Here is a 21,745-nt window from a genome sequence, read left to right on the forward strand (position 1 = left end):
GTGTATAAGACGCCGGGCCGGGTCCGGGTGGTGCAACAGGAACGTCTACCGCAGGAGCGGACGCATCCTTGGGGCCATTCAGCAGGCGCAGCACCTCGGGCTTGACCTGCTGGGCCAGACGCTCCGGCTCGCGCTGATCGACCGGCGCCATGCCCAGCCCATCGAGATAGCCCTGCGTCCAGGCAAAGTAGCTGGCGTTGGCCAGCACCAGCAGGACGATGACCCACCTCAACACGGGCGTACGCTCACTTCCGCGCTGGTCACGGGCTGCATGCCGCGATCGGTCAACACCTGCAGGGCCCCGCTGTCATCGACGCCGCAGGCCGTGCCGCGGGTGCCGTCGGACAACTGGACCGCCAGACCCTGCAGCGCGTCGAGCTGTGCAAAGCGCTGTGCAAAAGCGCCGAAGCCTTGTGAGGCGAACGCCAGCACGTCACGCACCAGCGCGGGCACCACGCGCTCCATCACCTCGCCTGCGGTGATGCCCACCAGCACCTCGGCCAGGCCGGCGGGGGCCATGGCCGCCATGGTCGTTGCGCCCTCGGGCCGTTGTGCCTCGACCGCAGCCGTGTCGGGCCGCGCAATGTTGATGCCCACGCCGATCACGACCATGCGCAGGCCGGCCGACGCATCGCCATGGCTCGCCGTCTCGACCAGGATGCCGCCCAGTTTGCGCTGCTGCAGCCAGAGATCGTTGGGCCACTTGAGGCGGATGTCGGGGTGCAGGCTTTGGGCCAGGCTCACGCCCACCGCGAGCGACAGGCCGGCCCAGGTGACCGGCGCCAGGGGCAGGGCGAGGGAGAAGGTAAGCGACTGGCCCGGCTTGCTGTGCCAGCCCTTGCCGAGCCGGCCGCGTCCCGCGGTCTGTTCCTCGGCGGTCAGCAGCACCGGTTCCAGGAGACCGGCGCGCGCGCGGCGCATGAGTTCGCTGCTGGTGGAATCGATGCTGGGCAGCACCTCCACCGTGAAGCCCGGCAGCGTGGGGACCACAGCCTCCCACAAGGCTTCAGCGTGAGAGAGCAGGTCGAACACGGTATTCAGCCTAACTTGGACGCTTTGCCCCCGCGCTTGGGCGCGAGCAAGGTGCCGCGGCACTTCTTGGCGCCGCACCAGCAGGGGTACTCGGCCTTGAGCTTGGGGGTGTAGGGCTCGTCGATCACCAGGCCGTAGTCGTAGAACAGTTCTTCGCCGGCCTTGATGTCGCGTCGGGCGCGGATGAACACGCGGCCGTCTTCCACGTCCGCTTCGCAGTTGGGCTTGCAGCTGTGGTTGATCCAGCGCGCCGAGTTGCCGCCCACCTTGGCGTCGATCACGTGCTCTTCGTCAATATGGAAGTAGAACGTGTGGTTGGGGTCGCTCGGGTCGTGTGGGTGGCGGCGCAGCGCTTCCTTCCACGTGATGATTTCGCCGATGTATTCGATCAGCGATTCACCCTCGGCCAGGTCCGCCACGGCGAACACGCCCTTGCCGTGCACGCCGGAGCGCCGGGTCTGGATGCGGCGGCCCGAAGGTGCGGGCGACGCGGTGGGGGCAGATAGAGGGCGCGGCTGCTTCACGCTGAGGCTTTTCGTCACGGCCGAATTATTTGGTAAGGTTGTTTCATGCAGGTGCGCGCGAGTGTGCGCGTACCCATGTGCGCGTGTACACGCGCGTGAAAGCCGATTGTAGAGATGAAAACTGAAGGTTTCGCCAAAACGCTGGTCATTGCCGAGAAGCCGTCGGTGGCCCAGGACATCGTGCGTGCGCTCACCCCGGTGGCGGGCAAGTTCGACAAGCACGACGACCACTTCGAGAATGACAAGTACGTCGTGACCTCGGCCGTGGGCCATCTGGTGGAGATCGCCGCGCCGGAAGAATTCGACGTGAAGCGCGGCAAGTGGAGCTTCGCGCACCTGCCGGTGCTGCCGCCGTACTTCGAACTCAAGCCGATCGACAAGACCAAGTCGCGCCTGAGCGCGGTGGTCCGGCTGGTCAAGCGCAAGGACGTGGCACGCCTCATCAACGCCTGTGACGCGGGCCGCGAAGGTGAGTTGATCTTCCGTTTGATCGAGCAGTACGCCGGCGGCCTGAAGAATGGCCAGTACCAGACGCTGGGCAAGCCCGTGCAGCGCCTGTGGCTGCAGTCCATGACGCCCGCAGCCATCCGCGATGGCTTCGAAAAACTGCGCAGCGACGAGCAGATGCGCGGGCTGGCCGATGCCGCGCGCAGCCGCTCCGAGGCCGACTGGATGGTCGGCATCAACGGCACGCGCGCCATGACCGCCTTCAACTCGCGCGACGGTGGCTTCTTCCTCACCACCGTGGGCCGGGTGCAGACGCCCACGCTGTCGATCGTGGTCGAGCGCGAAGAAAAGATCCGCGCGCACAGGAGCCGCGACTATTGGGAAATCCACGGCTCGTTCCTGGCCGAGGCCGGCGAGTACCCCGGCAAGTGGTTCGACCCGAACTTCAAGAAACCCACCGGCGACGACGTCGACCCCGAGCTGCGCGCCGACCGCGTGTGGAGCCAGCGCGAGGCCCTGGCGATTGCCGAGGCCGTGCGCGGCAAAGCCGCCAGCGTGAAGGAAGAGAGCAAGCCCACCACCCAGGCCAGCGGTCTGCTCTACGACCTGACCAGCCTGCAGCGCGAGGCCAACGGCCGCTTCGGCTTCTCCGCCAAGACCACGCTGCAACTGGCGCAAAGCCTGTACGAACGCCACAAGGCCCTGACCTACCCGCGTACCGATTCGCGCGCCCTGCCCGAGGACTACCTGCCCACCGTGAAGCAGACCTTCGAGATGCTGGCGGGCAGTGGCATGAAGCACCTCGCGCCGCATGCACAGACAGCCCTCAGCAACAACTACATTCGCCCGAGCAAGCGCGTCTTTGACAACAGCAAGGTGTCGGATCACTTTGCCATCATCCCCACGCTGCAGGCGCCCAGTGGCCTGAGCGAGGCCGAGCAGAAGCTGTACGACCTGGTGGTGCGCCGCTTCCTGGCGGTGTTCTTCCCGTCGGCCGAGTTCACGGTGACGACCCGCATCAGTTCGGTCTCCGCCGCGCCGGGCAGCCCCAAGCAAGGAGGCGCCCCCTCGGGGGGCAGCGACGCACACGAAGTGGCGAGCGTGGGGGCTCGAACCATCCACCACTTCAAGACCGAGGGCAAGGTGCTGGTCAAGCCGGGCTGGATGGCCGTGTACGGCAAGGAAGCCGCCGAAGACGTGACCGACGCCAAGGACCGCGACAAGGGCCAGAACCTCGTGCCGGTGCGCGAAGGCGAGACCGTGCGCACCGAGTCGGTTGAGCCCAAGGGCCTGAAGACCAAGCCGCCCGCACGCTATTCGGAAGCCACGCTGCTGGGCGCGATGGAAGGCGCGGGCAAGTTGGTGGACGACGACGAACTGCGCGAAGCCATGCAGGAAAAAGGCCTGGGCACGCCAGCCACCCGCGCGGCCATCATTGAAGGTCTGCTGACCGAGAAGTACATGCTGCGCGAAGGCCGCGAAATCATCCCCACGGCCAAGGCGTTTCAGCTCATGACGCTGCTGCGCGGCCTGGGTGTGGAAGAACTCTCCAAGGCCGAGCTCACCGGCGAGTGGGAATACAAGCTCTCGCAAATGGAGCACGGCAAGCTGAGCCGCGCCGCGTTCATGGGCGAGATCGCCGCCATGACCGAGCGCATGGTGAAGAAGGCCAAGGAATACGACCGCGACACCATCCCGGGTAACTACGCGACGCTCGCCACACCCTGCCCCAACTGCGGCGGCGTGGTGAAAGAAAATTACCGGCGCTACGGCTGTACGGGCGTCAATGGCAACAGCGAAGGCTGTGGTTTCTCGTTCGGCAAGTCGCCCGCCGGGCGCACCTTCGAGCCCGAGGAAGCCGAGCAGCTGCTGCGCGACAAGAAGATCGGCCCGCTCGAAGGTTTCCGCTCCAAGGCCGGTTGGCCTTTCGTGGCCGAGATCGTCATCAAGTTCAACGAAGAAGAGAAGAACTGGAAGCTCGAGTTCGACTTCGGCGACGACAAGAAGGGTGAAGAAACCGGCGAGCTGGTGGACTTCACCGGCAGCGAGTCGCTCGGCAAGTGCCCCAAGTGTGGCGGCGCGGTGCACGAGCACGGCAGCAACTACGTGTGCGAGCGCGCGGTGCCCACGCAGGCGCAGCCCACGCCCACCTGCGACTTCAAGAGCGGCAAGATCATCCTGCAGCAGCCGGTGGCACGCGAGCAGATGAGCAAGCTGCTGGAGACCGGCAAGACCGACCTGCTCGACAAGTTCGTTTCCATGCGCACGCGCCGTGCGTTCAAGGCCTTCCTGGCCTGGGACAAGGAGGCTGGCAAGGTGAACTTCGAGTTTGCGCCCTCCAAGTTCCCGCCGCGCAAGACGGCCGCTGGCGCACCGGCCAAGGGCGCGCCCGCGAAGAAGGCCGCCGCCAAAGCCGCGCCGGCCAAAAAGGCGCCCGCCGCCAAGAAAACCGCCGCGGCCAAGACACCGAAAGCCCCGCGCAAGACCACGACGGCCACCGGCAAGCAGCCCAGCGCAGCGTTGGCCGCGGTGATCGGTGAAGGCGCGGTGTCGCGCCCCGAGGTGGTGAAGAAGCTGTGGGACTACATCAAGGCCAACGGCCTGCAGGACACGGCCGACAAGCGCCGCGTGAACGCCGACGCCAAGCTGCGCCCGGTGTTTGGCAAGGACCAGGTCACGATGTTCGAAATCGCCGGCATCGTCGGCCAGCACCTGAGCTGATTTTTTTCAGAGGACTTTTCGCATGAGCCTGAAACTCTATTTCGCACCCGGCGCGTGTTCTTTCGTGCCGCACAGCATGCTCGAACTCTCCGGTGTCGAGTTCGAACCGCACAGCGTCAAGCTGCACAAGAACGAGCAGCGCAGCCCCGAGTACCTGGCGATCAACCCGCGCGGCCAGGTGCCGGTGCTGGTGGACGACGGCCAGGTGATCACGCAGATCGTGGCCATCCTGCTGCACCTGGATGCCAAGCTGCCGCAGGCCGGCATCCTGCCCGCGTCGGGCCTGGCGCGCACGCGCGCCTTGCAGGTGTTGACCTGGATGAACAACACCGTGCATCCCACCTTCACGCACGTGTTCATGCCGGACAAATTCGCCGACGACGCGACCACCCAGCAAGGCATCCGCGCGTTCGCCGCCAAGGCCTACCGCGGCCTGTTGGGCGAGATCGAGGCCATGGCCGAAAAGGCGTCGCCCTGGATGACCGGCGAGCGCCCCAGCGCGCTGGATGCGTACGCGCTCACCCTGCTGCGCTGGGGTGGTTTTGCGGGCATCGACCCCACCACCCTGCCTGCCACCTGGGACCTGGCCCAGCGTTTCGCCGAATTGCCGCCGGTGGCGCGCGCCGTCGAGCGCGAACGGCTGATGCTCAACATCTACAAGCCCAAGGCCGAATCCCAGACCTGATCGCTCAGGGCTGCGGCCGTGGCGTGGTCGGGGTGAAGCGCACCGAGGCGAGCAGGCCGGGCGGGTTGCGGTCGGGGTGCGCGCTCGCGATCTGCACGGTCGCGCCATGCTGCTGCGCGATCTCCTGCACGATGGTCAGACCCAGACCCGAACCGTCGACGTTGGTGCCGAGCGCGCGGTAGAACGGCTGCAGCACGTACTCGCGCTCGTTCTCGGGGATGCCCGGGCCGTTGTCTTCCACCTGCAGGATCTGCACGCCGCTGAACCGGTCGATCAGTACGCGCGCGGTCACCACGCCGCCGCGCCCGCTGTAGTTGATGGCGTTGTCGACCAGGTTGCGCACCATCTCCTGCAGCAGCGTGGGGTTGCCGTCGATCAGGCAGTCGTCCGGCACTTCCTCGGCGCCTTCGCAGCCCAGGTCGATGCCGTGTTCCAGCGCGCGTGGCACCGAGTCCTGCACGACGCCGCGCACCAGGCGGGCCAGGTCGACGCGCGCGCTGGGCAGGGTGCGGCCCGTGGTTTCGGCGCGGGCCAGCGCGAGCAACTGGTTCACCGTGTGGGTGGCGCGCGCACTGGAGCGCGCGATCTGTTTGAGCGAGCCGCGGATCTCCTCGGGATTGGTCTCGCGCTGGGCCAGCTCGGCCTGCATGCGCAGCCCGGCCAGCGGCGTCTTGAGCTGGTGCGCGGCGTCCGCCAGAAAGCGCCGCTGCGTCGTGAGCGAAGCCTTCAGGCGGGTCAACAGATCGTTGATGGACGACACCAGCGGCGCCACCTCCTGCGGAATCGCCGACTCCTGGATCGGGCTCAGGTCATCGGGCTTGCGCGCGCGGATGCGTTGCTCCAGCTCGTTGAGCGGACGGATGCCCCGCACCAGCGCCAGCCACACCAGCAGCACCGCCAGCGGCAGGATGACGAACTGCGGCACCATCACGCCCTTGATGATTTCGGCCGCCAGCGTCGAGCGCTTGCCGCGCGTTTCGGCAACCTGCATCAGCACCAGGTGCTCGGCGTCGTAGCGCGCGAGCCAGATGTAGGCCACGCGCACCTCGTCGCCGCGCACCATGTCGTCGCGCAGCAGCACGCGCCCCGGCTCGGGAATCTCGTCCGTGCTCGGCTGGGGAAAGTCCGTTTCGCCGCTGACGATCTTGCCGCGCGGGTCGACCACCTGGTAATACACGAGGTCGCTGTCGTCGGCGCGCAGCAGGTCGCGCGCCTGGGCATTGAGGTTGAAACTGACCTGCTCGTTGTGGCTCATGACGAACTGCGTCAAGGCCTGCAGGTTGAATTCGAGCGCGCGGTCGAACGGCCGGCTGGCAATGCCTTGCGCCACGAACCAGGTCAAGGCCAGCGAGAGTGGCCACAACAGCAGCAGCGGCGTGAGCATCCAGTCGAGGATCTCGCCGAACAGGCTGCGCTGTTCGCGTTGGAACAAGCCGAAGGGTTTGGGCCCGGGCCGGCCGTCTGCCGGAGGCGGCTCGCCGGGTGGCGCGCTGTCAGCCGGGGATTTTTTCAAGGCAATAGCCCAGGCCGCGCACGGTGGCGATGCGGATCGGATCCTTCTCGATCTTCTTGCGCAGGCGGTGGATGTAGACCTCGATGGCGTTGTTGCTCACTTCTTCGCCCCATTCGCACAGCCGCTCGACCAGCTGGTCCTTGCTGACCAGGCGCCCGGCGCGCTGCAGCAGCACCTCGAGCAGGCCGAGTTCGCGCGCGGAGAGTTCGATCATCTTGCCGTCGATGGTGGCGACGCGTCCGGCCTGGTCGTACTCCAGCGGACCGTGGCGAATGATGTTGGTCGAGCCGCCCATGCCGCGGCGCGTGAGTGCGCGCACGCGCGCTTCGAGCTCCTGCAGCGAAAACGGCTTGGCCATGTAGTCGTCGGCACCATAGTCCAGCCCCTTGACGCGCTCCTCGATGCTGTCGGCCGCGGTGAGGATGAGCACCGGCATCTTGGAGCCGCGCGAGCGCAGCCGCTTGAGCACCTCCAGACCGTGCAACCGGGGCAGGCCCAGGTCGAGGATCAGCAGGTCGAACTCGTTGTTGGTCAACAAGGCGGCGTCGGCCTCGGTGCCACTGGTGACGTGGTCCACCGCCGCACCCGCCGCGCGCAGGCTGCGCAGCAGGCCGTCGGCCAGCACGTGGTCGTCTTCGGCAATCAGGATGCGCATGTGTGTCTCCTCGGTGGCGCGTGCCGCTCTGTACGGGTGCTCCGTCGGAGCCAAATCATTTTAGGCCTCGCACCCCATGGCAATGGCCTGCCGCGCCCAGGGATTTCACCGGGACGTCACCGCCGCGCGCGCACCTGGCGCCTCGGAGCCGTAGGCTTCCAGGCCCAAGGTCACGACGGTGGCCACGTCGTCACCCACTTGCGCGCGGAATTCCGCCTCGGCCTGCACCACGGCCTGCCGAAACGCCTCCAGCCAGAGCAGGCCGGTCTCGGTGAACACGATGCGGCGCGCGCGGGCATCGCGCGCATCGGCCTCGCGCTGCACCAGCCCCCAGGCCTCGCACTGCGTCACCAGGTCGCCCATGGCCTGCTTGCTCATGCCGGCCGATTGCGCCAGTTCGGTGAGACGCGAGCCCTGCAGGCCGAGGTGCCGCGTGATGTGGATGTGCGCGGCGCCGATCTGCTCGCGCGCGGCCAGATTCGACAGGGCCAGGGGCACATTGGCGTCGTGCGCCATCAGGCTGAGCACACGCTCGTCGAAGCGCCGCAGCGCCAATCCCATCAAGCGTCCCAGGTGTCCGACGCGCCAGCGGTCGTCGGTCGTGTCGTGCAATTCGGTCATGGGTAAATGGTAAGGCAAACTGACCAAATTCAATGGCTTTTGAATTCAATACCTCTGTAGACTCCTGTTCAAGCATCCAGCCTGTACACATCCACACGGGCTTCAATTCAACCCACCGCTCAGGAGCTTTCTCATGGACGCAGCCGTCAAGAACAACCCCCTCAACAGCGAAAAAGCCAAGGCCCTGCAAGCCGCGCTGGCCCAGATCGAAAAGCAGTTCGGCAAGGGCACCATCATGCGATTGGGCGAAGGCGAGGTGATCGAAGACATCCAGGTCGTCTCCACCGGTTCGCTGGGGTTGGACATTGCGCTGGGCGTTGGTGGCCTGCCGCGCGGCCGGGTGGTGGAAATCTACGGCCCGGAATCGTCCGGCAAGACCACGCTCACGCTGCAGGTGATTGCCGAAATGCAGAAGCTCGGCGGCCAGTGCGCCTTCGTCGATGCCGAACACGCGCTGGACATCCAGTACGCCCAGAAACTCGGCGTGAACCTGCAGGACTTGCTCATTTCCCAGCCCGACACCGGTGAACAGGCGCTCGAAATCGTCGACAGCCTGGTGCGCTCCGGTGCGGTCGACCTGATCGTGGTCGACTCCGTGGCCGCGCTCACGCCCAAGGCCGAACTCGAAGGCGAAATGGGCGATTCATTGCCCGGCCTGCAGGCCCGCCTGATGAGCCAGGCGCTGCGCAAGCTCACCGCGCACATCAAGAAGACCAACTGCATGGTCATCTTCATCAACCAGATCCGCATGAAGATCGGCGTGATGTTCGGAAGCCCCGAAACCACCACCGGTGGCAACGCGCTGAAGTTCTACGCCTCGGTGCGCCTGGACATCCGCCGTACCGGCACGATCAAGAAGGGCGAAGAGGCGATCGGCAACGAAACCAAGGTCAAGGTGGTGAAGAACAAGGTCTCGCCGCCCTTCAAGACCGCCGAGTTCGACATCCTGTTCGGCGAAGGCATCAGCCGCGAAGGCGAAATCCTCGACCTGGGCGTGCTGCACCGCGTCGTCGAAAAGTCGGGCGCCTGGTACGCCTACAACGGCGAGAAAATCGGTCAGGGCCGCGACAACTCGCGCGAATTCCTGCGCGAAAACACCGACCTGCGCGTCGAGATCGAGAACAAGGTGCGCACCGAACTCGGCGTGCCGCTGCTGCCGGTGGACGAAGCCCCTGCGCCAGCCAAGGGTGGCAAAGCCGCCAAGGACAAAGCCGTCGAGAAGGCCGCCAAGGCAGACGGCGCTGCGGCCGGCCTGCCGGTGACCGAGTAACAGAAACAGCCCGTGCGGTGTGCACGGGCTCGACCGCATGGGCTTCGATCAGATCTCCCTCAAGGGCCGCGCCTTGCGCCTGCTCGCCGGGCGCGAGCATTCGCGCACCGAGCTGCAGCGCAAGCTCAGTGCACACGAAACCGAGCCCGGCGAACTGGCCAAGGCCTTGGACGAACTCGAGGCCAAGGGCTTCATCAACGAGCAGCGCGTGCTGGAGTCGGTGGTACACCGGCGCGCGGCACGCCTGGGGGCGGCGCGCGTGCGCCAGGAGCTCCAGGCCAAGGGCCTGGACCCACAGGCGGTGGCTGAGGCGGTTGCCGGCTTGCAGGACTCCGAGGAAGCGCGGGCCCGTGAGGTCTGGCGCAAGAAGTTCGGCGAGCCGCCGAGCGATGCCGCCGCGCACGGCAAGCAGATGCGCTTTCTGCTCACGCGCGGCTTCAGCGCCGACGTGGTGCGGCGCGTGGTGCGCGGCACACCGGCCGACGACTGCGAGGCCTGAGCCTCAGCGTGTTGGGTTGGCCGAAGCGCCCGCTGGCGCAGGGGGCGTGCGCAGCATGCGCCAAGCCAGCAGGCCACTGAACACCATGATCGCCGTGCCCACCACCGAGGCGGCTTGCAGCCCATCGACGAAGGCCGCGCGCGCCGCGAGCCGCAGGGCGTCGGCCAGCGGCGCGGGCAAGCCCTCGGCGACCGTGAGCGCGCCACCCAGGGTGGAGGCTTCGGCCACCGCGTCAGCCGGCAGACCCGCGGGCAACTGCCCGGCCATGCCGGCGCGGTACAGACCGGTCGCCATGCTGCCGAACACCGCGATGCCCAAGGCGCCCGACAGCTCCGCGCTGGTTTCGGACAGCGCCGAAGCGGCGCCCGCGCGTTCCGGCGGCGCGGAGCTGATGACGATGTCGTTGCCCAGCGTGAACACCGGCGCCATGCCGATGCCCATGACCGTCATGCCCACGACCAACGACGCCAGCCCATACGCACCGTCCACCAGCGTCATGCCGGCAAAGCCGAGGGCGGCCAACGCCAGCCCCGCCACGATGGTGCGGGGCGCCGAATAGCGCTGCGCGATCTTGGGCGTCAGCATCGAACCCACCACGAACGACAGCGCCCAGGGCACCGTGCACAAACCGGCCACCAGCGGCGACAGGCTGAGCACGAGCTGCAGGTGCTGCGAGATGAAGATGTAGACGCCGAACATCGCGAACGAGGTGAGTGCGTAGGTGCAGATGGCCGCCGCGAAACGCGGCTGCGCGAAAAGGCGGATGTCCAGCAGCGGGTAGTCGATGCGGCTTTGGCGGCGCACGAACGCCACGCCCGCAACCAGGCCCAGCGTCGCCACCGCCCAGGTGAGCGCGCCCACATGGCCCTCGGCCGCCTGCTTGAGCGCGAACACACCACCGAGCACGGCCGTGAGTGAAAGCCCCACGCTGCTGAAGTCGAGGCGGCCGGCCTGGCTGTCGCGGTACTCGGGCAACAGGAAAGGCCCGAGCGCGAGCAGGAGCAGCATCACCGGCACTGCGGCCCAGAAGATCGCGGGCCACGCGAAATACTGCAGGATGAGACCACCCACCAGCGGCCCGATCGCCCCACCCACCGAATAGCTCGAGATCCAGATGCCGATCGCCACGCGCCGCTGCGTTTCGTCACGGAACATGTTGGAAATGAGCGAGAGCGTCGACGGAGCCAACGTGGCGCCGGCGATGCCGAGCAGCGCGCGGGTCGCGATCAGCGCTTGTGCCGTGGTGGAAAGCGCTGCCGCCACCGAGGCCGCGGCAAACGCCGCCGCGCCGATCATCAACAACCGGCGACGCCCCAGCTTGTCGCCCAATGTGCCCATGGTGATCAGCAGGCCGGCGACCATGAAGCCGTAGATGTCGATGATCCAGAGCAGTTCTGCAGCCGATGGGCGCAGATCGGTGCTGATCGCGGGCAGGGCCAGGTTCAGCACCGTGAGGTCCATCGCATAGACCAGACAAGGCAGGGCGATCACGCCCAGCGCCACCCATTCGCGGCGCGTGGCCTTGGGTGGGGCGATCTCGGTATGGGGCGAATCGGTGTGCATACGTGGTTCCTCGGGTTCGGTCGCCGATACCCGCTCCGGCGCCATCAAGGCATACGACGAACCAGTGCCACGGAATTCGACAACGCCTCGTCGGCGCTCTCCGAGACTGGGCGTGGGTTTTACAAACCCAGCATCAGCTTGAGGTTCTGCACCGCAGCGCCGCTGGCGCCCTTGCCGAGGTTGTCGAGCCGCGCCACCACCACCGCATGCCGCTCCTGGGCGTTGCCGAACACCCGGATCTCCAGTTTGTTGGTGTCATTGAGCGCCAGCGCATCGAGCTTGCCGTTCTCCGTCGCCGGTTCGGTGCTGACCCATTCGCTGCCGGCGTAATGCACGGCGTAGACACCGTTCAGATCCGCCAAGGCGGGCTTACCGGGTAGGGTATCCAGGTGCAGCGGCAACTGCACCAGCATGCCTTGCGCGAAGTTGCCCACGGCGGGCATGAAAATGGGCCGGCGCGTGAGCCCGGTGTAAGCCATGATCTCGGGGATGTGCTTGTGCGTCAGGCCCAGCGCGTACAGCTCGTAGGCCGGCGCGCTGCCTTGTTCGTATGCCTCGATCATGCTGCGCCCACCGCCCGAATAGCCGCTCACCGCGGGCAGGCAGACCGGGTGGTTCGCGGGCACCACGCCTGCGTCGATCAGCGGACGCAACAAGGCAATGGCGCCGCTGGCGTAGCAGCCCGGATTGGCCACGCGGTCGGCGTTCACCACCGCCTTGCGCTGGCCGGCGTCAAGCTCGGGAAAACCGAACACCCAGCCCGGTGCCGTGCGGTGGGCCGTGGAGGCATCGATGATCTTGGGCTTTTTGCCCGACAGGCTGTCGATCATGGCGACCGACTCGCGCGCTGCGTCGTCGTGCAGGCAGAGGATGACCAGATCGGCCTGCGCCATCAGCCCGCGTTTGGCCACCGGGTCCTTGCGCAGTTCCGGCGCGATGCTCATCAGCTCGATCTGCGGCATGCTCTGCAGGCGCTCGCGGATCTGAAGCCCGGTGGTGCCTGCTTCGCCATCGATGAAAATCTTGGCCATGGACGATCTGCCTTGTCAAATAGGGTACGGAGGTATCGGGGCGACGTGTGCCCGCCTTTGGTGCGTTGCACCATGATACAGTCCCCGGTTGCTGTTTTCAGTGCCCCCAGCGCGGCCAACCCGGGTCGGCCGACACTCTTTTATCTGTCCCTGAGAGAGACCTCATGAAGATCCATGAATACCAAGGCAAGGAAATCTTGCGTCAATTTGGTGTGCCCGTGCCGCGCGGCATTGCGGCCTTTACGGTGCAAGAGGCGGTCGAAGCCGCTCAGAAGCTGGGTGGTCCGGTCTGGGTGGTCAAGGCCCAGATCCACGCAGGTGGCCGCGGCAAGGGCGGCGGTGTGAAGGTCGCCAAAACGGTGGACGACGTCAAGCGCCTGGCCGGTGAAATTCTCGGCATGCAGCTCAAGACGCACCAGACCGGGCCCGAAGGCCAGAAGGTTCGCCGCCTGTACATCGAAGACGGCGCTGATATCAAGAACGAACTGTATGTGTCGCTGGTGACCGACCGTGCCACGCAGAAGGTCGCCCTGATCGCGTCGAGCGAAGGTGGCATGGACATCGAGGAAGTGGCCCACTCCACGCCCGAGAAGATCATCACCGAAATGATTGACCCCTTGACCGGCATCACGCCCGAGCAGGGCAAGAAGGTGGCTGCAGCCATCGGTCTGACCGGCGCTTCCGTCGACCAGGCCGTGGACATCTTCTCCAAGATCTACAAGTGCTACATGGACACCGACGCGTCGCTGGTGGAAATCAACCCACTGAACTGCGACTCCAAGGGCAACCTGATGGCCCTGGACGCCAAGTTCAACTTCGACCCGAACGCGCTGTTCCGCCATCCCGAAATCGTGGCCTACCGCGACTTGGACGAAGAAGACGCGGCCGAAATCGAAGCCTCCAAGTTCGACCTCGCCTACATCAGCCTGGACGGCAACATTGGCTGCCTGGTCAACGGCGCTGGCCTGGCCATGGCCACCATGGACACCATCAAGCTGTTCGGCGCCGAGCCTGCCAACTTCCTCGACGTGGGCGGCGGTGCCACCCCCGAGAAGGTGACCGAAGCCTTCAAGATCATGCTCAAGAACGACAAGGTCAAAGCGATCCTGGTCAACATCTTCGGCGGCATCATGAAGTGCGACACCATCGCCATCGGCGTGATCACCGCTTGCAAGGCGGTGAACCTGCAAGTGCCGCTGGTGGTGCGCATGAAGGGCACCAACGAAGAACTGGGCAAGAAGATGCTGGCCGAGTCTGGCCTGCCCATCATCAGCGCCGACACCATGGCCGAAGCCGCCCAGAAAGTGGTTGCTGCGGTCAACGCCTAAGCCCAGAACAGCGAGAAACAGTCATGTCGATCTACATCAACAAAGACACCAAGGTCATCACCCAGGGCATCACCGGCAAGACCGGTCAGTTCCATACCGAGAAGTGCCAGGAATACGCCAACGGCAAGAACTGCTTCGTAGCGGGTGTGAATCCCAAGAAGGCCGGCGAGTCGATCTTCAACATCCCGATCTACGCTTCCGTGAAGGAAGCCGCGACCCAGACCGGCGCCACGGTGTCGGTGATCTATGTGCCGCCCGCAGGCGCGGCCGCCGCCATCTGGGAAGCCGTCGAGGCCGACCTGGACCTGGCGATCTGCATCACCGAAGGCATCCCGGTCAAGGACATGCTGGAAGTGCGCAACCGCATGAAGGCCAAGGAAGCTGCCGGTGGCAAGAAGACCCTGCTGCTGGGCCCGAACTGCCCTGGCCTGATCACGCCCGACGAAATCAAGATCGGCATCATGCCTGGTCACATCCATCGCAAGGGCCGCATCGGCGTGGTGTCCCGCTCGGGGACCCTGACCTACGAAGCCGTCGCTCAACTGACCGAAATCGGTCTGGGCCAGTCCAGCGCCGTGGGCATTGGTGGTGACCCCATCAACGGCCTCAAGCACATCGATGTGATGAAGGCGTTCAACGACGATCCCGACACCGATGCCGTCATCATGATCGGCGAAATCGGTGGACCGGACGAAGCCGAAGCTGCGATGTGGTGCAAGGCGAACATGAAGAAGCCCATCGTCGGCTTCATCGCTGGCGTGACGGCACCTGCCGGCAAGCGCATGGGCCACGCTGGCGCCCTGATTTCCGGCGGCGCCGACACGGCCGATGCCAAACTCGCCATCATGGAAGAGTGTGGCTTCACGGTCACGCGCAACCCCTCGGAAATGGCCAAGCTGCTCAAAGCGCTGCTGTGAGCCGTTCGCCGCGGGCGTGAAAAGGGCAACGCTTGCGTTGCCTTTTTTTATGCCCATGACCGGTTTGCGGCGCCAAACCCACAGAGGCTCTTGCTCTATTGTTCGCATTTGAAACAAAATGCTACATGTTGGTGCCTGCGCTTCTGCGCGGGCAACGGTCGAATCTGACGGCTGGAACTGGTCTATATACTGAGCGAGACCCTTGTCAAGTCTGCTGCTCGGATACGCCAGACCTGGGCTAGCGGAGGCCAGTCCCGACGCACCCCGCCGTGCACGAAAATGCCTGGCCCTGATACCCGCTTACAAATCGAATCGTATGATTTTTGAGTATTTCTGTCTGACGGATCCGGGTCTGATCAGGGACAACAACGAGGACTCTGTGGCCCTCGATCCTGAGAATCAGGTCGCCGTGCTCGCCGATGGCATGGGTGGGTACAACGCTGGCGAAGTGGCCAGCGCGATGGCCACTACCTTCATCAAGACAGAACTCGGGCGCTGGATGTCGGAAGGCGGCAACGAGGCGAGCGCGCGCGAACTCAAACGTGCGATGGAAATCTGCATCGACAACGCCAATCGATCCATTTTCAACGCCGCGAATTCCAATGCGCAGTACGCCGGCATGGGCACCACTTTGGTCATGGGCCTGTTCCACGGCACCCGCGCCATGATCGGTCACGTCGGCGATTCGCGTTGCTATCGTTTACGCGCTGGCAATTTCGCGCAGATCACACGCGATCACTCCCTGTTGCAAGAGCAGATTGACGCCGGCCTCATTTCGCTGGAACAGGCTCAGTTTGCCACGCACAAGAACCTCGTGACCCGAGCGCTGGGGGTCGAAGACACGGTGTTGCTTGAAGTCAGCGAGCACCGCGTTGAGGATGAAGACCTGTATCTTTTTTGCTCCGATGGACTCAACGACATGATGAGCGACGAGCGCATCGCCGCCATTTTGGTCACCGCCGGAACGCTCGAAGAAAAGGCGCAAGCCTTGGTGGACGCGGCCAACGACGCTGGTGGGCGCGACAATATTTCGGTGATACTGGCGTACGCGCGTTCGAAACCCGTTCGCAAAGGCCTGCTCTCGCGGATGCTTGGCAAGACCTAGTGCGCTCACCGCATTTCAGAATCCAATTCACAGGTTCCAGAGGAGTCGGCCATGCCGAAAATGATCGTTTCTATTGACGGTGTCGTCATCAAGGAAGTGCAGCTCACCAAAGACCGCACCACACTCGGCCGCCGTCCTTACAACGACATCGTGATCGACAACCTCGCGGTCAGTGGTGAGCATGCCGTGATGCAGATGTCCGGCATGGACGTGTTTCTGGAAGACCTCAACAGCACCAACGGCACCTACGTCAACGGCAAGGCGATCAAGAAGCAGCAGTTGCAGAATGGCGACAGCGTTGAGATTGGCAAGTACAAGATCAAGTTCGTGCACGAAGGCGCCATGGACAGCCACGAGAAGACCACGGTCATCAATGCGGGAGCCGTGGTGGATGTTGCCGAGCCGCTGGGCAATGCCGCGATCAAGGTCATGTCCGGCACGGCCGCCGGTCGTGAAGTGCCGTTGGTCAAAGTGGTGACCACCATTGGCAAGCCCGGTGTGGCGGTCGCCGCCATCACGCGTCGGCCCCATGGGTATGTGGTGGCCCTTGTCGAAGGCACGCAGAAGCCCACCATCAACGGCAGTCCCATCGGGACCGACGCCACCAACCTGCACAACGGTGATCTGCTGGAGTTGGCAGGCACGAAGATGCAGTTCGTTCAGCACTGAGACCTGCCCTCCCGCGCCCCGAACCTGGGATGAAACGCACGGGCAGAAGTGCCAAAAAAGTCCTTTTCGGCGACGGGTCAAAGGGGTAGCCTTCGGCGGTCGGTTGCTGTCTGACCCGAACCGGGGTCGATTAAGCCGTTTTTCAACCTGAAGCGCCGGCGATCCCGGCCATGCCACTCACTGTCAGCTGCCAATGAGGGTCCGCGTACTGGGGTGCTCTGGGGCCATTGCCCAAGGTTGCCGAACCACCTCCTTTCTGCTCGACGACGACGTCCTGATCGACGCCGGTACCGGCGTGGGCGATCTGACCCTGGACGAGATGGCCCGCGTGGACCACGTGCTGTTGACGCACTCCCACCTCGACCACATTGCCGCATTGCCGCTCATGCTCGACTCCGTGGCTGCGCTGCGTTTGGCCAGTGGCGCGGCACCTCTGCAGGTTCACGCCCTGCCTGGAACGATCGCCGCGCTGAAGGTGCACATCTTCAACAACCTGATCTGGCCCGATTTTTCCGCCATTCCCAGCGTTGACATGCCGCTCATGCGTTTCGTGTCCATCGCGGTCGGGGAGGTGCTGCACGTGGGCGGCAAGGCGATCGAGGTGCTGCCCGCGGTGCATACCGTGCCGGCGGTCGGCTTTGCCGCGGCGAGCGCGTCGGGGCATTGGGTTTTCAGTGGAGATACTGGACGCAATCCGGCATTCTGGGAGCGCGTCAACCAGTTGCCTGTGGCCTTGCTGGTGATTGAGACCGCGTTCAGCGACAGGGAGCACGAGCTTGCGCAGCGCAGCCTGCATTTGGCCCCAGGCCTTTTGGCCAAGGAACTGGAGCAGATTGATGACCACCAGCACTTCCCGATCTACATCACGCACACCAAGCCGGCGGAAACAGGCCTGATCATGGAAGAGATTCGTCGCTTCGATGAAGCCCCTGACCGGGCAGACGGCTCGCGTCACGACATCCGGTGGCTCAACGCAGGACAGACGTTCGAGCTGTGACAAGTCCCGGCACCTGCTGTAGGGGTGACAAAAAGTGGCGGTCACATTCCGGCGCATCAGACACCAAATGTCACTTGGCAGGGTTAAAGCGTGAAAAAGGCAGTGAAAAGACACCCTTTCGGGTTGGCACGGTGTCTGCTGATAAGAAAACGTCCGTAACCCAAACCCTGTCTCCAAGGAGTTTTCTTATGAAGCGTTCCCTGCAAAAAGGTTTCACCCTCATCGAACTGATGATCGTGGTGGCCATCATCGGTATTCTGGCCGCTGTGGCTCTGCCCGCTTATCAGGACTACACCATTCGTGCTCGAGTGACCGAAGGCCTGAACCTGGCCGGGTCGGCCAAGGCGGCGGTGGCGGAGAACGCTGCCAACGGCCTGCCTTTCAACTCTGGTTGGACCGCTCCCACCGAAACTCCCAACGTACTGGGGGTGACCATCAACGCCGTCAACGGCGAGATCTCGATGGCCTACACCACGCGTGTCCAGCCCGCCGCAACCAACACCCTGATTCTTTCGCCGCGCGATGCCGGTGCCGACCTCGTCGCGAATACGCCGCCTACTGCAGGTTCGATCACCTGGCGTTGCAACGCGGCTCTGGCCGCTGGGCCGTCGCGCGGCACCCTGGGCACGCTGCCTGGTCGCTTCGCTCCGGCCGATTGCCGTTGAACGTCCGTTGACGTGAACACAATGGGGCGCGCGAGCGCCCTATTCTTTTTGTGCAAGTGATGTCCGCTTCAGGCTTCCGCTCCGAGCTTCCGGTCGTGTGGCTGCTGGCCGCGGTCGTGGTGTTGAACGCAGTATGGCCACGTGGGATGGCTCCCTCGTTCATGGTGGCGCCGTTTCTGATGGGGGCCTTGACCGTGGCCTGCATCGCTTGGGCCGTGCAGCCTTCTCTGTCAGTAGAGGCAGGGGCGTGGCTGCTGGCAGTCATATTGGCAATTGCCCTCGGTCCTGCGCCGGATCTGCTGGCCACCACCGGCCTCATGGTCGCCGCCGTCTGCGTTTGGATGCTTCTCGGCGTCGGGCGCCGCTGTGCCGACGATGCCGTCTTGTTGCGTGCCTTCGTGTGGGCATTCGTGGCAGGTATGTTGATCAACGTTGCTGTTGCCTGGATTCAGTTCTTCGACGGCGAAGGCGCGCTGTATCCGCTGGTCAGCATCAACGAATCTTTCAGGCCGTATGGCAACCTTCGCCAGCCAAATCATCTGGCAACGTATTCGGTGCTGGGGCTGGTCGGCGTGTGGTGGCTGTTCCGGTCCGCGCACCTATCTTTGCGCTGGGCGACCTCGTTAGCGTTGTTCGCAGTAACCGGTGTCGCCTTGTCCGGGTCGAGAACGGGATTTATCGAACTCTCGATCATCTCTCTCATGCTGATGATGTGGCGGCGAACAGCGCGCCGGGGAGAGTTCGTCGTTTTCGTGCTGACGCCGCTCTGGGCACTGGCCTGGGTGGAATTGTTGCAACTGGTTGCCCCCTTGTTATCGGTCACGATCGATGGTCTGCGGGGGCGCGAGATGGCTTCAGTACCCATTCGGTTCATGTACTGGAAGGAGGCCTGGACGCTGGCCTTGATGAACCCGGTGGCCGGGGTGGGGTGGGGCAATATGGGCGGCGCCCGATTGATGGAGTTACCTCATATTCCGGGCCTGCCGAATACCGACAACGTTCACAACACCGTGCTGCAATTGCTGGCAGAAACCGGGTTCGCGACCACCGCGTTGGTGCTGTTGCCTGTGGCCTGGTCGTTGTGGAGGCGGCCACCCTGGCGTGTTGGCAGCGACGGGGCGAGGTGGGCCTGGTTGGTGATCGCACTGCTTGGCTTGCACAGCATGCTTGAGTACCCGCTTTGGTACATGAACTTCCTCATCCCCGCCGCTCTGGCTTTCGGCCTCCATATGGCCTCAAGCGCCGACGGGTTTGCAAGTCCTGCTTCTGCTGTCCTCAAAGAAAGGTGGACGCGTGTGCTCGCTGCATTGCTTGTGGTTACCAGCGCGGCGGCATTCGCTGACTATGCTCGCGTCGCCTCCGTGTTCAAGGACGACGGGCGCGCGTCGTCCGACATTCAGGACGTTGCGGCTGTTCAGAATACTGTCCTGTTTCGTCACTACGCGGATGGCGCCGTGGTTGAGCGAGTGACGCTGACGCCGGAGAATGCGGCATCGATGCTGGCGGTTACGCAACGTTTGTTGAACCAGGGCTCCAATCCGATCGTCATGTGGACGAGGTTGGAGGCGTTGTGTCGAACGGGCCATACCTTGCAGGCGCGCGAACTGGCGGCACAGTACGAGCTCATATTCCCAAGCGCGTACGCGGAGTTCAGGCAAATCACTCCCGAGAGCATGTTGCGCCAGTGTGAGCTGACGCCGGTTCGGAGAGAGGCGGCGCCGTGAAATTTTCAGATCCTCGCCAAGTGTTCGGCTTGGCGATCCTGGTCTCTATCGCTTTGCTTGCCCTGGGGATTTATGCCGTCTTGCTGTGCTGGTACCCGCCAGCTTTCTGGCGAGCATCGGGCGTTTTACGGATGATGATGTACGCCCTTGCAGCGCACGTTGTGGTCACGATGTTGCTGCTGATCCCTTGGCGCAATCGCAAGAGGCAGTCTCCGCCGTCCATGCGGCACGACGTTATTTGGCTCGTGTTCCTGCTTGTGTTGACGTGGCTGCTGAGCTTGTCGTTTTTGGCCCAGGGGCGGCCCGTTGCGCTGGTCTTTACGGTTGATCGGATCACGTTGGTGCGGGCCAATGAGTTGCGTTCCAGCGAGTTCGCGTTGCCCGGCGGTGTCCCCATTGGAGGTGTTCGGTGGTCGGGCAAGGTGCCGTTGTTGGCGGCCAGGCCCTCGACGGACGCGGAGCGATTGAACTCCATCGCGTTGGCAATGGAGGGGTACGATCTGCCTCAACGACCAAGCCGTTGGGAGATGCCAGAGCGGCAGCGCGCCCAAATCTCGGGGCGAGTGCTTCGAGCACCGAATTCGCAGGAGAGCGACGTGTCGCAGGAGAGTCGGCGCTGGTTGGGACGCCTGCCGTTGGACGCGGCGTCCGGGGAGTGGCAAGTGCTCGTGAGCGATGAGCTGAACGACTACTGGTTGGAGTCGTCAACCGGGCATTGAATTCGCTGCGCCAGCAACCTATGCACTGAACTTCCCGCTCTTTCCACCTCGCTTCTCCCGCAACCGTAACCGTAACCGTAACCGTAACCGTAACCGTAACCGTAACCGTAACCGTAACCGTAACCGTAACCGTAACCGCCCACCATCATCCCCCCAATCCACCGCCTTGCATATGTCATGGATGTGGAAATTTGGGTTCAGGTTCCGATTTTCATCGGAGCACATCTACGTAGCAAGTCAGTTCAAGGCAAGAAGCGCTAGTGGTCGCCAACTTCAGCGGCATCTGTTGGCCGAGGGTTGATCGCTTCAACGAAGCGCTCACTTGGCTGTCTCGTTGTTGGATCGTTCCAAAGAAAATCGGGGTCGAATTCCGATTTTCCACTGGGTTGAGTTGTCAGAGATCGATGGAGTTCAACTTTCCGCAAAGGCGATGTCTACCCCGCCACAAACACCCCGCTCTTCCCTCCGCGCTTCTCCATCAACCGCACTCCCCCCATCACCATCCCCCGGTCCACTGCCTTGCACATGTCATAGATGGTGAGCAGTGCCACCGTCACTGCTGACAGTGCCTCCATCTCCACACCGGTCTGGCCGGTGCATTCGGCCGTTGCGCGACAGAGCACTCGGTCGGAATCGGGTTCAATGTCGAATTCCACTGCTACGCGGGTCAGAGCGATCGGGTGGCACAGAGGAATAAGGTCGCTGGTCTTCTTGGCCGCCTGAATCCCCGCAATGCGCGCAATCCCTAGCACATCGCCTTTCTTCGCCGTTCCCGACTGAATCAGCGCCAGCGTGGCCGGCAACATGGTGATGTGCCCTTCCGCCACCGCCACTCGGTGCGTACTGGCTTTTGCACCCACGTCAACCATATGGGCCTGACCCTGCGCATCGAAATGGGTTAGCGGAGAGGAAGGTTTTGTATCGGTCATGGGGGCTTGTTTCGCGGGCTTTACAGAACCGTTGGGCGTTGGCGGCATCATACGGGGATGCGTTTTTCCCTGACGTCATTGTTTCCCTCTGTCCGATGCGGCGCCCTGAGCCTGGGAGCGCTCGCCGTGGT

At 64.1% G+C, this 21,745-nt stretch carries 20 protein-coding genes and 1 pseudogene; 12 read left to right on the forward strand and 9 right to left on the reverse strand.

The features are described 5' to 3' along the window. The 3 genes and pseudogenes from FFS09_RS27715 to FFS09_RS27725 all read right to left on the reverse strand — a co-directional run. Positions 1 to 235 (reverse strand): annotated as a pseudogene (locus FFS09_RS27715) (SPOR domain-containing protein); the annotation flags it as partial. After that, positions 229 to 1,041: a biotin--[acetyl-CoA-carboxylase] ligase gene (locus tag FFS09_RS27720; protein WP_502703764.1), complete on the reverse strand. Its 813-nt coding sequence runs from the start codon at positions 1,039 to 1,041 to the stop codon at positions 229 to 231. The pseudogene FFS09_RS27715 and the gene FFS09_RS27720, both read right to left, overlap by 7 nt. After that, positions 1,038 to 1,556 (reverse strand): SET domain-containing protein-lysine N-methyltransferase, encoded by a 519-nt coding sequence (locus tag FFS09_RS27725; RefSeq protein WP_137922156.1) that lies wholly within the window; start codon positions 1,554 to 1,556, stop codon positions 1,038 to 1,040. The genes FFS09_RS27720 and FFS09_RS27725 overlap by 4 nt, the downstream gene beginning before the upstream one ends. Before the next feature lie 114 nt (positions 1,557 to 1,670). Here FFS09_RS27725 and FFS09_RS27730 point away from each other — a divergent pair, with 114 nt between their 5' ends. Both FFS09_RS27730 and FFS09_RS27735 read left to right on the forward strand, forming a co-directional pair. Next, the gene (locus FFS09_RS27730; protein ID WP_137922132.1) at positions 1,671 to 4,724 is read left to right on the forward strand and encodes a DNA topoisomerase III; all 3,054 of its coding nucleotides are present in this window, start codon (positions 1,671 to 1,673) and stop codon (positions 4,722 to 4,724) included. 22 nt (positions 4,725 to 4,746) lie between these two features. Then, positions 4,747 to 5,409, forward strand: coding sequence for a glutathione S-transferase family protein (locus tag FFS09_RS27735; RefSeq protein ID WP_137922133.1), 663 nt, complete (start codon positions 4,747 to 4,749; stop codon positions 5,407 to 5,409). A gap of 4 nt (positions 5,410 to 5,413) precedes the next feature. Here the strand turns inward: FFS09_RS27735 and FFS09_RS27740 are convergent, their stop codons facing one another. From FFS09_RS27740 to FFS09_RS27750, 3 genes are all read right to left on the reverse strand, one after another. Further along, positions 5,414 to 6,793, reverse strand: coding sequence for a sensor histidine kinase N-terminal domain-containing protein (locus tag FFS09_RS27740; protein WP_137922157.1), 1,380 nt, complete (start codon positions 6,791 to 6,793; stop codon positions 5,414 to 5,416). 109 nt (positions 6,794 to 6,902) lie between these two features. Next, positions 6,903 to 7,577, reverse strand: coding sequence for a response regulator (locus FFS09_RS27745; RefSeq protein ID WP_137922134.1), 675 nt, complete (start codon positions 7,575 to 7,577; stop codon positions 6,903 to 6,905). A 105-nt stretch (positions 7,578 to 7,682) separates the two neighbouring features. After that, entirely contained in the window at positions 7,683 to 8,198 is a 516-nt protein-coding gene (locus FFS09_RS27750; protein WP_137922135.1) for a MarR family transcriptional regulator, read from the reverse strand. A 133-nt stretch (positions 8,199 to 8,331) separates the two neighbouring features. On the opposite strand from FFS09_RS27750, the gene recA reads away from it, so the two are divergent. Both recA and recX read left to right on the forward strand, forming a co-directional pair. After that, positions 8,332 to 9,468, forward strand: coding sequence for a recombinase RecA (recA, locus tag FFS09_RS27755; RefSeq protein ID WP_137922136.1), 1,137 nt, complete (start codon positions 8,332 to 8,334; stop codon positions 9,466 to 9,468). Positions 9,469 to 9,505: 37 nt separating this feature from the next. Further along, positions 9,506 to 9,967 carry a recombination regulator RecX gene (gene recX / locus FFS09_RS27760; protein ID WP_137922137.1) on the forward strand — a complete coding sequence of 154 codons (462 nt, stop codon included), beginning with the start codon at positions 9,506 to 9,508 and terminating at the stop codon, positions 9,965 to 9,967. Between the two features lie 3 nt (positions 9,968 to 9,970). Here the strand turns inward: recX and FFS09_RS27765 are convergent, their stop codons facing one another. Then, positions 9,971 to 11,530, reverse strand: coding sequence for an MFS transporter (locus tag FFS09_RS27765; RefSeq protein WP_137922138.1), 1,560 nt, complete (start codon positions 11,528 to 11,530; stop codon positions 9,971 to 9,973). Positions 11,531 to 11,649: 119 nt separating this feature from the next. Then, positions 11,650 to 12,561 (reverse strand): N-acetyl-gamma-glutamyl-phosphate reductase, encoded by a 912-nt coding sequence (argC, locus tag FFS09_RS27770; RefSeq protein WP_137922139.1) that lies wholly within the window; start codon positions 12,559 to 12,561, stop codon positions 11,650 to 11,652. A 164-nt stretch (positions 12,562 to 12,725) separates the two neighbouring features. Between argC and sucC the strand changes: the two genes are divergently transcribed. The 8 genes from sucC (at position 12,726) to FFS09_RS27810 (ending at position 20,685) form a co-directional block, all read left to right on the forward strand. After that, positions 12,726 to 13,889: an ADP-forming succinate--CoA ligase subunit beta gene (sucC, locus tag FFS09_RS27775; RefSeq protein ID WP_137922140.1), complete on the forward strand. Its 1,164-nt coding sequence runs from the start codon at positions 12,726 to 12,728 to the stop codon at positions 13,887 to 13,889. A 23-nt stretch (positions 13,890 to 13,912) separates the two neighbouring features. Beyond that, the gene (gene sucD, locus FFS09_RS27780; protein ID WP_137922141.1) at positions 13,913 to 14,806 is read left to right on the forward strand and encodes a succinate--CoA ligase subunit alpha; all 894 of its coding nucleotides are present in this window, start codon (positions 13,913 to 13,915) and stop codon (positions 14,804 to 14,806) included. Positions 14,807 to 15,122: 316 nt separating this feature from the next. Beyond that, the gene (locus FFS09_RS27785; RefSeq protein WP_137922142.1) at positions 15,123 to 15,911 is read left to right on the forward strand and encodes a Stp1/IreP family PP2C-type Ser/Thr phosphatase; all 789 of its coding nucleotides are present in this window, start codon (positions 15,123 to 15,125) and stop codon (positions 15,909 to 15,911) included. Between the two features lie 51 nt (positions 15,912 to 15,962). After that, positions 15,963 to 16,580 (forward strand): FHA domain-containing protein, encoded by a 618-nt coding sequence (locus FFS09_RS27790; protein ID WP_137922143.1) that lies wholly within the window; start codon positions 15,963 to 15,965, stop codon positions 16,578 to 16,580. 193 nt (positions 16,581 to 16,773) lie between these two features. Then, positions 16,774 to 17,577, forward strand: coding sequence for an MBL fold metallo-hydrolase (locus FFS09_RS27795; RefSeq protein WP_137922144.1), 804 nt, complete (start codon positions 16,774 to 16,776; stop codon positions 17,575 to 17,577). A gap of 188 nt (positions 17,578 to 17,765) precedes the next feature. Then, positions 17,766 to 18,242: a pilin gene (locus tag FFS09_RS27800; RefSeq protein ID WP_137922145.1), complete on the forward strand. Its 477-nt coding sequence runs from the start codon at positions 17,766 to 17,768 to the stop codon at positions 18,240 to 18,242. A 59-nt stretch (positions 18,243 to 18,301) separates the two neighbouring features. Next, complete coding sequence (locus tag FFS09_RS27805; RefSeq protein WP_137922146.1) at positions 18,302 to 19,966, forward strand: PglL family O-oligosaccharyltransferase; 1,665 nt, start codon at positions 18,302 to 18,304, stop codon at positions 19,964 to 19,966. Then, positions 19,963 to 20,685: a hypothetical protein gene (locus FFS09_RS27810; protein ID WP_137922147.1), complete on the forward strand. Its 723-nt coding sequence runs from the start codon at positions 19,963 to 19,965 to the stop codon at positions 20,683 to 20,685. Before FFS09_RS27805 ends, FFS09_RS27810 begins: the two co-directional genes overlap by 4 nt. Positions 20,686 to 21,119: 434 nt before the next feature. On the opposite strand, the gene moaC is transcribed toward FFS09_RS27810, so the two are convergent. Next, entirely contained in the window at positions 21,120 to 21,614 is a 495-nt protein-coding gene (moaC, locus tag FFS09_RS27820) for a cyclic pyranopterin monophosphate synthase MoaC (protein WP_137922149.1), read from the reverse strand. Positions 21,615 to 21,745 lie beyond the last annotated feature (131 nt).

The sequence above is a fragment of the Hydrogenophaga sp. 2FB genome (assembly GCF_005503365.1).
Classification (GTDB): domain Bacteria; phylum Pseudomonadota; class Gammaproteobacteria; order Burkholderiales; family Burkholderiaceae_C; genus Hydrogenophaga.

Bases quoted from the DNA above. Each gene is read 5' to 3' on its own strand.
- FFS09_RS27730 (WP_137922132.1), top strand. From the start codon at position 1,671: ATGAAAACTGAAGGTTTCGCCAAAACGCTGGTCATTGCCGAGAAGCCG.
- FFS09_RS27735 (WP_137922133.1), top strand. From the start codon at position 4,747: ATGAGCCTGAAACTCTATTTCGCACCCGGCGCGTGTTCTTTCGTGCCG.
- FFS09_RS27740 (WP_137922157.1), bottom strand. From the start codon at position 6,793: ATGCTCACGCCGCTGCTGCTGTTGTGGCCACTCTCGCTGGCCTTGACC.
- FFS09_RS27745 (WP_137922134.1), bottom strand. From the start codon at position 7,577: ATGCGCATCCTGATTGCCGAAGACGACCACGTGCTGGCCGACGGCCTG.
- FFS09_RS27750 (WP_137922135.1), bottom strand. From the start codon at position 8,198: ATGACCGAATTGCACGACACGACCGACGACCGCTGGCGCGTCGGACAC.
- recA (WP_137922136.1), top strand. From the start codon at position 8,332: ATGGACGCAGCCGTCAAGAACAACCCCCTCAACAGCGAAAAAGCCAAG.
- recX (WP_137922137.1), top strand. From the start codon at position 9,506: ATGGGCTTCGATCAGATCTCCCTCAAGGGCCGCGCCTTGCGCCTGCTC.
- FFS09_RS27765 (WP_137922138.1), bottom strand. From the start codon at position 11,530: ATGCACACCGATTCGCCCCATACCGAGATCGCCCCACCCAAGGCCACG.
- argC (WP_137922139.1), bottom strand. From the start codon at position 12,561: ATGGCCAAGATTTTCATCGATGGCGAAGCAGGCACCACCGGGCTTCAG.
- sucC (WP_137922140.1), top strand. From the start codon at position 12,726: ATGAAGATCCATGAATACCAAGGCAAGGAAATCTTGCGTCAATTTGGT.
- sucD (WP_137922141.1), top strand. From the start codon at position 13,913: ATGTCGATCTACATCAACAAAGACACCAAGGTCATCACCCAGGGCATC.
- FFS09_RS27785 (WP_137922142.1), top strand. From the start codon at position 15,123: ATGATTTTTGAGTATTTCTGTCTGACGGATCCGGGTCTGATCAGGGAC.
- FFS09_RS27790 (WP_137922143.1), top strand. From the start codon at position 15,963: ATGCCGAAAATGATCGTTTCTATTGACGGTGTCGTCATCAAGGAAGTG.
- FFS09_RS27795 (WP_137922144.1), top strand. From the start codon at position 16,774: ATGAGGGTCCGCGTACTGGGGTGCTCTGGGGCCATTGCCCAAGGTTGC.
- FFS09_RS27800 (WP_137922145.1), top strand. From the start codon at position 17,766: ATGAAGCGTTCCCTGCAAAAAGGTTTCACCCTCATCGAACTGATGATC.
- FFS09_RS27805 (WP_137922146.1), top strand. From the start codon at position 18,302: ATGTCCGCTTCAGGCTTCCGCTCCGAGCTTCCGGTCGTGTGGCTGCTG.
- moaC (WP_137922149.1), bottom strand. From the start codon at position 21,614: ATGACCGATACAAAACCTTCCTCTCCGCTAACCCATTTCGATGCGCAG.